This window comes from Bradyrhizobium sp. Leo78, from assembly GCF_059512425.1.
In genome coordinates, this window is record NZ_JCAMOT010000022.1 from 1 (window position 1) to 13,642 (window position 13,642).

The 13,642-nt window shown below is 63.7% G+C and carries 14 protein-coding genes; 8 read left to right on the top strand and 6 right to left on the bottom strand.

Annotated features, from left to right (window positions below):
- Positions 1–222 precede the first annotated feature (222 nt).
- Positions 223–1,851, bottom strand: coding sequence for a fatty-acid--CoA ligase (locus AC5ZG1_RS25290; RefSeq protein WP_456644795.1), 1,629 nt, complete (start codon positions 1,849–1,851; stop codon positions 223–225).
- Between the two features lie 82 nt (positions 1,852–1,933).
- On the opposite strand from AC5ZG1_RS25290, the gene AC5ZG1_RS25295 reads away from it, so the two are divergent.
- Positions 1,934–3,118, top strand: coding sequence for an extensin family protein (locus AC5ZG1_RS25295; protein ID WP_496134385.1), 1,185 nt, complete (start codon positions 1,934–1,936; stop codon positions 3,116–3,118).
- A gap of 20 nt (positions 3,119–3,138) precedes the next feature.
- On the opposite strand, the gene AC5ZG1_RS25300 is transcribed toward AC5ZG1_RS25295, so the two are convergent.
- Entirely contained in the window at positions 3,139–3,822 is a 684-nt protein-coding gene (locus AC5ZG1_RS25300; protein ID WP_028168284.1) for a L,D-transpeptidase, read from the bottom strand.
- A gap of 345 nt (positions 3,823–4,167) precedes the next feature.
- Here AC5ZG1_RS25300 and AC5ZG1_RS25305 point away from each other — a divergent pair, with 345 nt between their 5' ends.
- Entirely contained in the window at positions 4,168–5,145 is a 978-nt protein-coding gene (locus tag AC5ZG1_RS25305; protein ID WP_028168285.1) for a magnesium transporter CorA family protein, read from the top strand.
- A gap of 162 nt (positions 5,146–5,307) precedes the next feature.
- Positions 5,308–5,526 (top strand): hypothetical protein, encoded by a 219-nt coding sequence (locus tag AC5ZG1_RS25310; RefSeq protein ID WP_496134386.1) that lies wholly within the window; start codon positions 5,308–5,310, stop codon positions 5,524–5,526.
- Positions 5,527–5,886: 360 nt separating this feature from the next.
- Here the strand turns inward: AC5ZG1_RS25310 and AC5ZG1_RS25315 are convergent, their stop codons facing one another.
- Both AC5ZG1_RS25315 and pdxH read right to left on the bottom strand, forming a co-directional pair.
- On the bottom strand, positions 5,887–6,639 hold the full coding sequence (locus AC5ZG1_RS25315; protein ID WP_028168287.1) for an SDR family NAD(P)-dependent oxidoreductase: 753 nt from the start codon (positions 6,637–6,639) through the stop codon (positions 5,887–5,889).
- 117 nt (positions 6,640–6,756) lie between these two features.
- Positions 6,757–7,398 carry a pyridoxamine 5'-phosphate oxidase gene (pdxH, locus tag AC5ZG1_RS25320; protein WP_208825588.1) on the bottom strand — a complete coding sequence of 214 codons (642 nt, stop codon included), beginning with the start codon at positions 7,396–7,398 and terminating at the stop codon, positions 6,757–6,759.
- 123 nt (positions 7,399–7,521) lie between these two features.
- Here pdxH and AC5ZG1_RS25325 point away from each other — a divergent pair, with 123 nt between their 5' ends.
- Both AC5ZG1_RS25325 and AC5ZG1_RS25330 read left to right on the top strand, forming a co-directional pair.
- Complete coding sequence (locus tag AC5ZG1_RS25325) at positions 7,522–7,926, top strand: RT0821/Lpp0805 family surface protein (protein WP_130227363.1); 405 nt, start codon at positions 7,522–7,524, stop codon at positions 7,924–7,926.
- Positions 7,927–8,032: 106 nt separating this feature from the next.
- The gene (locus AC5ZG1_RS25330) at positions 8,033–9,007 is read left to right on the top strand and encodes a DnaJ C-terminal domain-containing protein (protein ID WP_028168290.1); all 975 of its coding nucleotides are present in this window, start codon (positions 8,033–8,035) and stop codon (positions 9,005–9,007) included.
- A 391-nt stretch (positions 9,008–9,398) separates the two neighbouring features.
- Here AC5ZG1_RS25330 and AC5ZG1_RS25335 read toward each other — a convergent pair whose 3' ends face one another.
- Positions 9,399–10,172, bottom strand: coding sequence for an anti-sigma factor family protein (locus tag AC5ZG1_RS25335; protein WP_496134387.1), 774 nt, complete (start codon positions 10,170–10,172; stop codon positions 9,399–9,401).
- Between the two features lie 76 nt (positions 10,173–10,248).
- Positions 10,249–10,740 carry a sigma-70 family RNA polymerase sigma factor gene (locus tag AC5ZG1_RS25340; protein ID WP_028168292.1) on the bottom strand — a complete coding sequence of 164 codons (492 nt, stop codon included), beginning with the start codon at positions 10,738–10,740 and terminating at the stop codon, positions 10,249–10,251.
- 184 nt (positions 10,741–10,924) lie between these two features.
- Here AC5ZG1_RS25340 and fabI point away from each other — a divergent pair, with 184 nt between their 5' ends.
- From fabI to aroC, 3 genes are all read left to right on the top strand, one after another.
- Positions 10,925–11,743 carry an enoyl-ACP reductase FabI gene (gene fabI, locus AC5ZG1_RS25345; protein WP_028168293.1) on the top strand — a complete coding sequence of 273 codons (819 nt, stop codon included), beginning with the start codon at positions 10,925–10,927 and terminating at the stop codon, positions 11,741–11,743.
- Between the two features lie 11 nt (positions 11,744–11,754).
- Positions 11,755–12,354: a histidine phosphatase family protein gene (locus AC5ZG1_RS25350; RefSeq protein WP_474419495.1), complete on the top strand. Its 600-nt coding sequence runs from the start codon at positions 11,755–11,757 to the stop codon at positions 12,352–12,354.
- Positions 12,355–12,541: 187 nt separating this feature from the next.
- Entirely contained in the window at positions 12,542–13,627 is a 1,086-nt protein-coding gene (gene aroC / locus AC5ZG1_RS25355) for a chorismate synthase (RefSeq protein WP_496134388.1), read from the top strand.
- Positions 13,628–13,642 lie beyond the last annotated feature (15 nt).

A 13,642-nucleotide genomic window follows, 5' to 3' on the forward strand; every position in this document is an offset into this window, starting at 1 on the left:
GCAGAGACGTCCGTCCTAATCTTCGTCACGGTCATGGCGGGTCCAAGCTCCTCTATGAGCGGTGATCTTCGCAATCACCGGACTTACCATGACCGCTCCAGCCTCTCAGGCTTTTGCAGAACCTTCCGCACACTACCGTCGGTGCAAGAGATGGTGGGCACGCTGCGCTTTGCCCACCCTACGGGCTGTCCCCAAGCCCGGGCATGACGGAGAGCCTGTTCGTTACGCGGCTGCGGTCGGGAGGCTGTAGGCCTTGAACTGATCGCGCAGCGCGGTCTTCAGGATCTTGCCGGTCGCGGTGTGCGGAATGCCGTCGACGAAGACGACATCGTCGGGCATCCACCATTTCGCGATCTTGCCGTCCATGAACTTCAGGATCTCCTCGCGCGTCGCCTGCTGGCCCTGCTTGAGCTGCACGATCAGCAGCGGACGCTCGTCCCACTTCGGATGGAACACGCCGATCACGGCGGCCTCGGCCACGGCCGGATGGCCGACCGCGAGGTTCTCCAGGTCGATCGACGAGATCCATTCGCCGCCCGACTTGATCACGTCCTTGGAGCGATCGGTGATCCGCATGTAGCCGTGCGCATCGATCGTCGAGACGTCGCCGGTGTCGAAATAGCCTTCCTCGTCGAGAATGCTGCTGTCGACGCGGAAATAGGCCTTGGCGATCGACGGGCCCGAGACCTTGAGCCGGCCGAAGGTCTTGCCATCCCACGGCAGCTCCTTGCCGGCATCGTCGGCGATCTTCATCTGGACGCCGAACGGCGGGTAGCCCTGCGTCTGCAGGACGTCGAGCCGTTCTTCGCCGGTGCGCTCTCCGAAGGGCGGTTTCAGCGCCGCGACCGTGCCGATCGGGCTCATCTCGGTCATGCCCCAGGCGTGGCGCGGCTCCACGCCCATGTTGAGGAAAGCCTCGATCATCGAGCGCGGCATCGCCGAGCCGCCGCATATCACCATCTCCAGGTGCGGCAGCTTCAGGTTGTTGGCGGCCATGTGCTGCAGCAGCATCAGCCACACTGTCGGCACGCCGGCGGTGTGCGTCACCTTCTCGGTGTCGAGCAATTCGTAGACCGAGGCGCCGTCGAGCTTCGGCCCGGGCATCACCAGCTTGGTGCCCATCGAGGGCGCGGAAAAAGCGATGCCCCAGCTATTGGCATGGAACAGTGGCACCACCGGCAGCATTGTATCGGTCGCGGATGTGCCCAGCGCATCCTTGTTGTTGGCCATGAGCGCATGCAGCACGTTGGAACGGTGCGAATACAATACGCCTTTGGGGTCGCCCGTGGTGCCCGACGTGTAGCACATCGCCGCTGCGGTGTTCTCGTCGAACGTCTTCCACTGGAACTTGCCGTCGGACGCCGCGATCCAGTCTTCATAGGCGACCGCGTTCTTCAGCGTGGTCTCTGGCATGTGCGCCTTGTCGGTCAGCACGATAAAGCGCTCGACGCTCGGAAGCTTGTCGGCGATCTTCTCCAGCACCGGCACGAAGGTGAGGTCGGTCATCACCACGCGGTCCTGGGCGTGGTTGATGATCCAGGCGATCTGATCGGGAAACAGGCGCGGGTTGACGGTATGGCAGATCGCGCCGATACCCATGATGCCATACCAGACTTCGAGATGGCGCCAAGTATTCCAGGCGATGGTGGCGACACGATCGCCGAGCTTGATGCCGTCGCGCTCCAGGCTCTGCGAGACCTTCAGCGCGCGCGCATGGATTTCGGCATAGGTGGTGCGATGGATCGGGCCTTCGACCGACCGCGTCACGACCTCCTGTGTGCCGTGATATTTCGCTGCGTGTTCGATAATCCGGTGGCACAGCAAAGGCCAGTCCTGCATCAAACCAAGCATACGCACGTCCCTCCTCAGTGTTTTTCTCTCGCATGACCGGCCAGCCAGACAGTATAGCCAGCCGTCCAATCATGAAATTGACATGAACTGTAGCGCGGAGAAAGCAAGCCGAAAATCCAATTATGGTGCGTTTGGCCGCACCGGAATGGCACTGGTTACCGCCGTAGCCATATTGCTCCCAATGCTGGCCGAACCCGCCTCGGCAGCCCGCAGATCGGTCCCGTTTCCCTTTGCCGACTTGTTCAGTCCTCCTCGGCCAAGGCCGCATCGGGCCGTTCATCGGGCAGTGGTGGTGCCATTGCCAAAGCCGCGTCCGGCCGAGGCGCCTGCTGCAAAGCCGCCTGAGCCGCCCGCAGCCGCGGAAAAGGCGCCGCCGGCCGATCATGGCAAGGCCGCCGAAAAAGCGACGCCGGCCGATCACGGCAAAGCCGTCGACAAGGCTGCCGACGAAAAAGCTGCCGAGCAGGCTCCGCCGCCGCAGCCCTCAGCCTGCCGGCAGGCGCTGACGGAAGAGATCGCCGTCGCGCCAAGTGTCCCCGATATCCATGGTCCCGGCGGCTGCGGCGGCGACGATCTGGTGCGGCTGGAGGCGATCGTGCTGCCCGACAAGCGAAAGGTTGCGGTGAAGCCGGCGGCGATCCTCCGCTGCACCATGGCTACCGCGATCGCCGACTGGGTGCGCTCCGACATCGCGCCGCTGGCTACAGCGCTCGGCAGCAGCATCAGCGACCTGGACAATCTCGATTCCTTCCAGTGCCGCGGCCGCAACGGTGTCGCCGGTGCACAGCTCTCCGAACATGGCCGCGCCAATGCGCTCGATGTCCGCGCCTTCAGGCTGGCGAACGGCCGCACGATCGCGCTCACCGACCGCAATGTGGCGCGCGATCTGCGCGAGAGCATGCTGCACTCGGCCTGCACCCGCTTCACGACCGTGCTGGGGCCCGGCTCCGACGGCTACCATGAGGACCACATCCACCTCGACCGGATGGAGCGGCGAAACAACTATCGGATCTGCCAGTGGGATGTCTTGGACCCGCTGCCGGCCGTCGCCCCGCTGTTGCCGGCCGAGCGCCCCGAGGAAGCGCCGCCGCGCGAGGTCGCCGCCAAGGAGGACCCAAAGAGCGGCGCCAAGACTGACACCAAGTCGGAGAGTACGAAGTCAAAAAATGCGAAGCCGGATGCCGGCGATTCCGACGCTACGAAGTCAAAGCCTGCGGCGACCAAACCGCAACCAACAAAAAAGCGCCGGCAAAGCCGGCGCTTTTGATCGCGTCTTCCGCGAACTTACTACTGCACCATGGCGTTGCTGCCGCCGCCCTGCAGCGCCATCTTCGAATTGAATGGCGAGTCGCCGTGCTTCGGCTCCAGCACGACCACGACGGTGCCGACGCCGACGCGGTCATAAAGGTCGATCACGTCCTCATTGGTCATGCGGATGCAGCCCGAGGAGATCGAGGCGCCGATATATTCGGGCTGGTTGGTGCCGTGGATGCGGAACAGCGTGTCCTTGCCGCCGGAGTACAGATAGAGCGCGCGCGAACCCATCGGGTTGTCGGGTCCCGGCGCGACATAGGTCGGAACGCCGAGCCTGGAGATTTCGCCGGGCGTCGGGTGCCAGGCCGGCCACTCGGTCTTGCTGCCGACCTTGGCAATGCCGGACCATGCCATGGCTTCTTCGCCGACGGTGATGCCGTAGCGGATCGCCTTGCCGTCCTTTTGCACCAGGTAAAGATAGTGGTTGTCGGAATCGACCACGATGGAACCCGGCGCCTCCTTGCGGTGGTAATCCACAATGGCGCGGCGGAACGGCTCGGCAACCGGAACTTTCGCGTAGGTGGTCTTCGCCAGCAGGTCCTTGTCGCGCTGCTTGAAGTTGGCGGTGTTGGTGGCCTCGTAAGTTGTGGCCTGCATGCAACCCGACAACATCAGGCCGGCGGCCACAATCCCCAGCGTAACTTTCAGCGACGACATGGTACACTTCCGTTGCAAATCTGCGCTCGCAGCGCGAAAATGCGCCCCAATCGCCACGATTCCATCATCTCTTTGATCGTATTATTGCCGAAACCTGCCGCTATTCCCAGCGTTTAGAGACCTATCCCGCGTCGCGGGACCCCTTCTGTGGCTTTTTTGCCGCAAATCCTGCGATCCGGCGGCCGATTTCTGTGCAGATCAGCAACGGTTGCCAAGTCCGGGCCGCGCCGCCGCCATTTCGCCGCCACAAATATGGACAGGCGGTTAATGCGCCGGTCATGAAGCCCTTGCCAGAATCGCGTTTAGTCCTGTTGGGTGCGCCGGTGCCCTGTTCCGGAGTTGCTGATGCTGTCAGTGTTCGTTCCTGCCGATTTCACGCTGAAAAAGGTCGTTTCCGACGAGGTTGCGGCCTTGCCGGAGAATGCGGTCTGGATCGACATGGTCAGGCCGACGCCGGAGGAGGACCGCGCCGTGGAGCGGCTGGCCGGGATCGCGGTGCCGACCCGGGAGGACATGCAGGAAATCGAGATTTCCAGCCGGCTCTATATCGAGAACGGCGCGCGCTACATGACCGCGACGCTGATGTGCCATTCCGACACCGACATGCCCCACACCACGGCGGTCACCTTTATCCTGGCTGGCCACCGACTGGTGACCGTGCGCTACGACCAGCCGAAACCGTTCGCGCTGGTCGAGGCCAAGCTTGGGCGGTCCTGCGCGCCCACCATCAACGGCGAGATGGTGCTGATGGAGTTGCTCGATGCGGTGATCGACCGCTGCGCCGACATTCTGGAGCGCTGCGGCGCCGATATCGACCAGGTCTCCCACGACATCTTCGAACCGGAGGCCGAGCGGCACGGCCATGCCAAGCAATATTCGCGGATCCTGATCGAGATCGGGCGCAAGGGCGACCTGACCTCGAAAGTGCGTGAAAGCCTGGTCTCCATCGGTCGCGTCGTCACCTTCATGTCGGCGGTGATCGAAGGCGTCAAATGGTCCAAGGACATGCGCGAGCAGCTCAAGACCATGCAGCGCGACGTCGCCTCCCTGACCGACCACGCCTCCTATCTCTCCAACAAGATCACCTTCACGCTGGACGCCATGCTCGGTGTCGTCAATCTCGAGCAGAACAACATCATCAAGCTGTTCTCGGTGATGGCCGTGGTGCTGATGCCGCCGACGCTGATCGCCTCGATCTACGGCATGAACTTCAAGGCGATGCCGGAACTCGACTGGCCGCATGGCTATCCGATCGCGCTGGTGATGATGCTGATTGCAGCGATCGTGCCGTACTACCTTTTCAAATTGAAGAAGTGGCTCTAGTTCCATTGCTGCGCACGATCGCGAGTTCCATTGCAGTCGCGATCGCGGCAATAAGGCTGCCGCAATTCCTCCGCGAATCCTCCGCTAAAATTTGAGTGTTGCACTGAACGTTTGAGCGAAACTTTGCTGCGATAACCCCCGCCTCAAGCCGGAGGGACAGCAATGGTTGAGAAGATCATAACGCCACGGCGTAACATCATCGACTTCGTGCGCTATCAGCAGGACCGCATGGTTGGAAGGATGCAGGCGATATCGCCGCGCACCTGCCGTCACTGCGGCGCAGCCCTGCTCGATGGCGAAAACGAAGACGAGTGCTCGAGCGCGTACAACACCAGCGCGCAGCGAGTGGTTGAGAAGCCGCGGAAGTTCTACGCGGATTGACGGCCAGGACGGCCGCTAACGAGTGCAGGCAAAGCAATCCAGAAGTCGACGGCGGAAACGGTCTGGATTGCTTCGTGCTCCTCGTTTGTTACGCACGATCCGATAAATTGGAAATCGCAGCCGTGGTCGCTCGCCCGCGAACAGGCGACGGTATACGTGGAGAGAACCCCTTACCCGAATGAGCCTGTGGTGATGGCGGAGCTGCCCTCTCCCACAAGGGGCGAGGGCACATCAACTGGCGTCGGCAAGGCGTTCTTCCCTTCTCCCCTTGTGGGAGAAGGTGGCGCGAAGCGCCGGATGAGGGGTTGTCTCCACGGGCGACAGTGTCTCTGGAGAGAGCCGTCAACTCAGCAATCTGTCCTACACGTGCTGGCCACCATTGATGTGGATCTCGGCGCCGTTCACGTAGGAACTGGTTTCCGTGCACAGGACGTAGATGATCTTGGCAACTTCGTCTGGAGTGCCCAGGCGATGCATCGGGATCTGCTGCTCGACGATCTTCTCGGTGCCCGGCGACAGGATCGAGGTGTCGATCTCGCCCGGCGCGATCGAGTTGACGCGGACGCCGACGCGGCCGAAATCGGACGCCATCTCGCGCGTCAGCGCCGCGAGCGCCGCTTTCGAGGTGGCATAGGCCGCACCCGCGAACGGATGCACGCGGGAGCCCGCGATCGAAGTGACGTTCACCACCGCACCCTTGGCGGTCTTCAATTCGTTGATCAGCCCGCGGGCCAGCATGATCGGCGCGAAGAAGTTGACGCGGAAGACATGCAGCCAGGTGTCGATATCGGTGTCCATGGTGCCGAGCCGCGTGCCGCCCGGCCCCTTGGGCGAGATCGCCGCATTGTTGACGAGTGCGTGCAGTTCGTCGTTCTCCAGCCGCCGGCGGATTTCCGAGATTGCGCGCACGGTGTCGTCATGGTCGCCGAAATCGACCTCGATGTGATCCTCGGGTCCGGCGCCCCAGGGGCAAACTTCCGGAAAGGCGTGCCGCGAGCAGGTGATGACGCGCCAGCCGGCCGAGGAAAACCGGATCGCGGTAGCATGGCCGATGCCGCGGCTGGCGCCGGTCAGGAGCAGCGTGCGTCGCGGCGCGTTGGAATGGTTCGGCATTGGACGGTTCTCTCGTTCTTCGTCATGCCGGCCTCGTGCCGGGCATCCACGTGTTCGGACTGGCTCGAAACTGAGACGTGGACGGCCGGGACAAGCCCGGCCATGACGGTCTGAGTCTTACGGATAAAGCCTTACTTTGGTCCAGGCTTGGCCTGGGCCCTCGCGCCGGAACTCGATGCGGTCGTGCAGGCGGTAGGGACGGTCGTGCCAGAACTCGATGCTGACAGGGCTGATGCGCCAGCCGCTCCACCCCTGAGGGCGCGGCACCTCGCCGATCACATATTTCGCGGCGACCTTCGCGATCGCCTGCTCGAAGGCGAAACGGCTCTCCAACGGCTGCGACTGCTTGCTGGCCCAGGCGCCAAGCTGCGCCTGCTTCGGGCGCGTCGCGAAATAGTCGTCGGCCTCGGCGTCGCTCACCGGCGACACGTTGCCGCGGATGCGCACCTGCCGGCGCAAGGATTTCCAGTGGAATAGTAAAGCGGCCTTAGGATTTGCGGCGAGTTCGCGGCCTTTGGCGCTGGCGACGTGGCTGTAGAACACGAAGCCATCAGCGTCATAGCCTTTCATCAGCACCATCCGCACGTCCGGGAGCCCGCCCGCGTCGACGGTTGCGAGCGCCATCGCGTTGGGATCGTTCGGCTCGGACTTGGTTGCTTCGGCAAACCATTCGGCGAACAGCGCAAATGGTTCTTCCGCAGCGGTAAAATCACCCGATGTTAACGGTGTAGGGTGTTTGATGGAGGTCGTGTCTGTCATGTCAGGAGTCCAGCGTTGCGTCCGTCGGCCTCAGAGCGCGCGTTACTCGCCCTATATAGGACGTCCTTATATAGGGCATGGGGACGCGTTGGCCTATCGGCGATCCGACCGGCGGGGACGGTGGTGACATTGGTTCTAATCGGCCTAGGGGCCGGCGGCTGCGCCCTGTCGCGCGGCGACAGTTTTGCCCGGCTGGACGACAGGGACTTGACGGGGTCGCTCGGCGCGCCCCACGTAAGGTCATCGGCGCCGACCGACAGCGACCTTGCCTTTGCCCGCAACGCCGCCTCAGACGTGCTGACCAAGGGCGACAAGGATTCCAGCCAGGCCTGGGAAAATCCCGAGACGGGCGCGCGCGGCTCGGTGACGCCGTTGTCGCAGGCTTACGCCGCCGAGGACGGTCGGACTTGCCGGGATTTCCTGGCAAGCTATGTCAACGGCCGGACCGAGAGCTGGCTGCAGGGTGCCGGCTGTAAGGCCGGACGCGGGAGGTGGGAGATCCATAGTCTGAAACCTTGGAAATCCTGAACGCCAAAGCAGTTGCAAAAATGCCACGGCGTCCCCAAATGACACCAAAGTGGGGCGACAAGCCCGAAAATTTCAGGTCTGATTTCCCGTGAAGGAGACGTGACGGATGCGCGACCCCTATGAGGTCTTGGGGGTGCCGCGGGGCGCCAGCGCTGCCGCGATCAAAAGCGCCTATCGCAAGCTCGCCAAGAAGCATCATCCCGACAGCAACAAGAACGATCCAAAGGCTGCCGAGCGTTTCGCCGAGATCAACTCGGCCAACGAGATCGTTGGCGACGAGGAGAAGCGCAAGCAGTTTGACCGCGGCGAGATCGACGCCGAGGGCAAGCCGCGTTTCCAGGGCTTCCCCGGCGGAGGCTTTGGCGGCGGCGATGCGCGCGGCCGTGCCGGTCCGGGCGGGTTCGAAACCTATACGTTCCGCAGCGGCTCTGGCGGCGGCATGGAAGGCGGCGGTGCAGGCGGCTTCGAGGACATCCTCAACAGCATGTTCGGCGCCGGTGCGCGTGCGCGCAGGGGCGGCGGCACCCAGTTTGAATTCGATACTGGCGGCGTCGGGCTCGACCTCGACCAGAGCGTCGCCATGACGGTGTCGCTGGAGGAGGCGGTGAACGGCGCCGAGAAGCGCGTCCGCCTGCCGACCGGCAAGGAACTCAATGTCAAGATTCCCGCCGGCGTCAGCTCCGGCCAGCAGATCCGGCTGAAGGGGCAGGGCGAGACGGCGCCTGGCCATCGTCCGGGCGATCTCCTGATCACAGTGACGATCGCGCCGCATTCCTTCTTCAAGGTCGACGGCAACGATCTCAGGGTCGAGCTGCCGATCACGCTGTACGAGGCGGTGCTGGGCGGCAAGGTCCGCGTGCCGACGCTTGGCGGCGCGGTCGAATTGTCGATCCCCAAGAACACCTCGAGCGGGCGGACGTTTCGGCTGAAGGGCAAGGGACTGCCGAAGTCGGGCGGCGCGGGCGACCTCTACGTCACCACTCGCATCATCCTGCCTGATGGGAACGATGCTGAGCTGGAAGCATTGATGCAGAAGTGGCGCGACCAGCATCCTTACAATCCCCGCAGCGATCTTGGCTGAGGGTGCGGCCTCGAGAGGGGGACCAGCGCAATACCAAACCCCAATCGAGGCCGCGAGCGCTGATCGGCGGATCGAGCGCTGCGCGATAACGCGGGCACATCCGGTGCGATTCTGAGACGCGCCGATGTCCTTATTCCAGATTTTCGATGACGGAATTGGGACATCGGGCAAGTGTGGCCATTGCGTCACGAACGTCCGCGAAATGCGGGCGTTTTCGCAAAACCCGGTATTGCCCGGTCTTTCGAATCGCTGTGCGCGAACTACATAACCTCGTGCGACGGCGCCTCGCGCTGTCGCAGCCCTCCTTGGGCGTTTCCTCCCTAGACTTGGGCCGCTTGCTGTCGCAGGTGGCCCTTTTTTCTCAGCGGTGGCCGGGAATGATCGTGCCGACTCAGCCGCCGGTCTTTTCCATCTGGTCGTAGACGGCTTGCGCGATCTGGGTCAGGCGGTTGCGATCGCTGCCGCCTGAGACGACGTAGCCGACGCCGCGGTCGGCCCAGAACAGCGCGCCCTCATTGCCGTGCGTGGCGTAACGCATTTGCGTGGTCTCCGCCTGCGCCTTGGAGGCGTAGACCGTGAAGCGCTCGCCGGAGGCGCTTTCATACATCAGGAAAGAAGCCGGCCGCCCGGTCGGGCCAGGCAGCAGCCGGCCGCCAACCAGCTTCAATCCCGCCGCCGACAGCTCCGGCGCGCGCACGTCCCAGCCGCAGCGCTTGGTCAGCCAGGCCTGCAGATGGGCGCGCTCATCGCCGGGCACCTCGACCGGATGGCGGACCTCGACCACATAGAGCCGGTGCGCGTCCATCGCATCGAGCGTGAAGCTCTGCAGCGGCGAGGGCTTGGCCGCCGCGCCATGCGCGATCCAGCCGACGCCGCCGCCGGCGATGAATGCCACCAGCGCCGCCGCAATGGCGCCATAGACCAGCTTGCGCGGCTGACGCACCAATTGCTCGATCTCGAGCCGCTTCGGCACCGCCTCGTCTGCGACCGAATCGTAGCGCGCGTGCAGCACGTCGGCCATGGCGAGCCACGACCGCACCCGTTCGGCGTCATCGGGGTGCGCTGCCAGCCACGCCTCGACGTCGCCGCGGCGCTCCACCGGCAATTCGTTGTCGACATAGGCGTGCAGCTCGTCCTCGGTGACGGGAATCCTGGGGTTGGTCATCGCAGTCGTCTCTGTCTAATTCTCAACAATCGAAATCGCCTGAACCTGATGTCATGGCCATGCACAACGCCTGCCATCATTTCACCCGCCTCAGCGTCGTCGCCCGTTCGCCTTCGAGGAAGGCCTTAACGTGGGCGCGAGCACGCGCAAGCCGGGACATCACGGTGCCGATCGGCACGCCCTGGATGTCGGCGACTTCGCGGTAACTCAATCCTTCCAGCATCACCAGAAGCAGCGCCGCGCGCTGCTCTTCCACCAGCGTCGCCAGCGCGCGCGCAATGTCGCGGCCTTCGGCCTCGGTGCCGCTGGCGTCCGGATTGTTGTCCAGCAGCGGCATGAATTGCGGCCGCCGCGCCAGCGAGCGGCGGCGGTTCTTGTTGAGGTTGGTCAGGATCGTATAGAGCCAGCTCCGCACGTCGCCGCCGAGGAACAGCCGCTCGGAACGCAGCGCCCGCACCAAGGTGTCCTGCACCAAATCGTCGGCGATATCGGCATCGCGCGCCAGCGCCCGCGCGTAACGGCGCAGCGCCGGGATCATGGCTTCAACACTCTGCCGGAACGCGGTCATGACACCGGATCTTCATCCTGCTTCAGCTCGGACGCCTTGCCTAACATAACACCCAAATGACACGACTATTCCGTCGATCGCGACGGGGCTAAATCAGCGTTAACAGGAGACGGATTTGGACTGTACCGCGGTGGAGCGCTGGTGTACCTCCGAATACCAAATGCAACGCGAGAATGGACAGCGGATGGCACAGAAATCGGGTCTGATGCAGGGCAAGCGCGGTGTGATCCTTGGTGTCGCCAATAACCGCTCGATCGCCTGGGGGATCGCCAAAGCCTGCCACGATGCCGGCGCCGAAATCGCGCTCACCTGGCAGGGCGATGCCCTGAAGAAGCGGGTCGAGCCCTTGGCGAAGGAATTGAACGCGCTCCTGCTCGGCCATTGCGACGTCACCGACGCTGCGACCATCGACGCGGTGTTCGACGTTATCAGGGAGAAGTGGGGCAAGATCGATTTTGTCGTGCATGCGATCGCCTTCTCCGACAAGGACCAGCTCGACGGCCGCTACATCGAGACCACAGCGGAGAATTTTTCCAAGTCGATGCTGATCAGCTGCTACTCGCTGACCGCGATCGCGCAGCGGGCCGAGAAGCTGATGACCGACGGCGGCTCGATCATCACGCTGACCTATTATGGCGCCGAGAAGTGGATGCCGCATTACAACGTGATGGGGGTCGCGAAAGCGGCGCTGGAAGCGAGCGTGCGCTATCTGGCCGCCGATCTTGGCGAGAAGAACATCCGCGTCAACGCGATCTCGGCAGGTCCGATCAAGACGCTCGCGGCGTCCGGCATCGGCGATTTCCGCTACATTCTGAAGTGGAACGAGTACAACGCTCCAATGCGGCGCACGGTCACGATCGAGGAGGTCGGCGACAGCGCGCTTTATCTGTTGTCCGATCTTTCCCGCGGTGTCACCGGCGAGGTGCATCACGTCGATTCCGGCTATCACATTGTCGGCATGAAGCGTCCCGATGCGCCCGACATTTCGCTCGCCAAGGAATAGCTGCTGCATCGATAGCAATGCCAACAATCTACTACATCCGCCATGGCGAGACGGCATGGAACGCGGAAGGCCGGCTGCAGGGCACCCTGGATATTCCGCTGAACGATCGTGGGCGCGCCCAAGCGTCCCATGCCGGCCATGTGCTAGCCGACCTTCTCACGCGCGACGGATATGACAGGGCAACGCTGCCCTACGTCTCGAGCCCGCTCGGACGGGCGCGCCAGACTATGGAGCTGGCGCGTCGCGCGCTGGAATTGCCGCCTGGCGACTATTCGCTCGACGACCGGTTGCGCGAGATCGGCTACGGCGTCTGGGAAGGCTCGACGCTGGCGGAGATGCAACTCGCCGATCCCGAGCTCTACGCCAAGCGCCAGACCGCGAAATGGACGATGGCGCCGGAGGGCGGCGAGACCTACGCCGCGGTGCAGCTGCGGGTGCGCGACTGGTACGACTCGCTCCTGGGCGACACCGTCACCGTGGCCCATGGCGGCACCTGCCGCGCCCTGATGGTGTCGCTCGGCATCGAAACCCCTGATAGCGCCGCGGACCTCTACATCGAGCAGGGCGCCGTCTACGTGTTTCGCGATGGCGGGCTGGTGAAGTATAGTTAAGAACCGCGCTCCGCCGTCATGGCCGGGCTTGTCCCGGCCATCCACGTCTTGGCGGCGCGGAACGAAGCGCGTGGATGCCCGGGACAAGCCCGGGCATGACGACCGAAGTTTGACGCTGTCGACTGCGCGCGTTACGACATGCTGACAGTCAACATTGCATTACAACGCACAAGGCGGCGATCACCGGATGTCTCACAACACCTTCGGCCATTTGTTCCGCGTCACGACCTTCGGCGAGAGCCATGGGGTGGCGATCGGCTGCGTGGTCGATGGCTGTCCGCCGCTGATCCCGCTGACGGTCGAGGAGATCCAGCACGATCTCGACCGACGCCGGCCGGGCCAGTCCCGCTTCACCACCCAGCGCCAGGAACCGGATGCGGTGAAGATCCTGTCCGGCGTGATGGCGCATCCGGAGACCGGCGTGCAGGTGACGACGGGCACGCCGATCGGCCTCCTGATCGAGAACACCGACCAGCGCTCGAAGGACTATTCCGAGATCAAGGACAAGTTCCGCCCCGGCCATGCCGACTTCACCTATGAGGCCAAATACGGCCTGCGCGATTACCGCGGTGGCGGCCGCTCCTCGGCGCGTGAGACCGCGACCCGGGTTGCCGCCGGCGCGATTGCGCGAAAAATCCTGCCGGACATCAAGATCCGCGGCGCGCTGGTGCAGATGGGCCCGCACAAGATCGATCGCGATAAGTGGGATTGGGACGAGATTGGCCGCAATCCGTTCTTCTGCCCGGACCAGGACAAGGCGGCGTTCTTCGAAGATTATCTCGATGGCATCAGGAAGAAGGGCTCCTCGATCGGCGCGGTGATCGAGGTCGTGGCCGAGGGCGTGCCGCCCGGGCTCGGCGCGCCGATCTACGCCAAGCTCGATAGCGAGTTGGCGGCTGCGATGATGACCATCAATGCGGTGAAGGGCGTCGAGATCGGCGCCGGGTTCGGCGCGGCCGAATTGTCGGGCGAGGAGAACGCCGACGAGATGCGCACCGGCAATAACGGCGTGCGTTTCCTGTCCAACAATGCCGGCGGCATCCTCGGCGGCATCTCCACCGGCCAGCCGGTGGTTGTTCGTTTTGCGGTGAAGCCGACCTCCTCGATCCTGTCGCCGCGGCTGACCGTGGACCGCAGCGGCACCGACACCGATATCATGACCAAGGGCCGCCACGACCCCTGCGTCGGCATCCGCGCCGTGCCGGTGGGCGAGGCGATGATGGCCTGCGTGCTCGCCGATCATTTCCTGCGGCACCGGGGACAGGTTGGATAGAATCTGACAGCACAG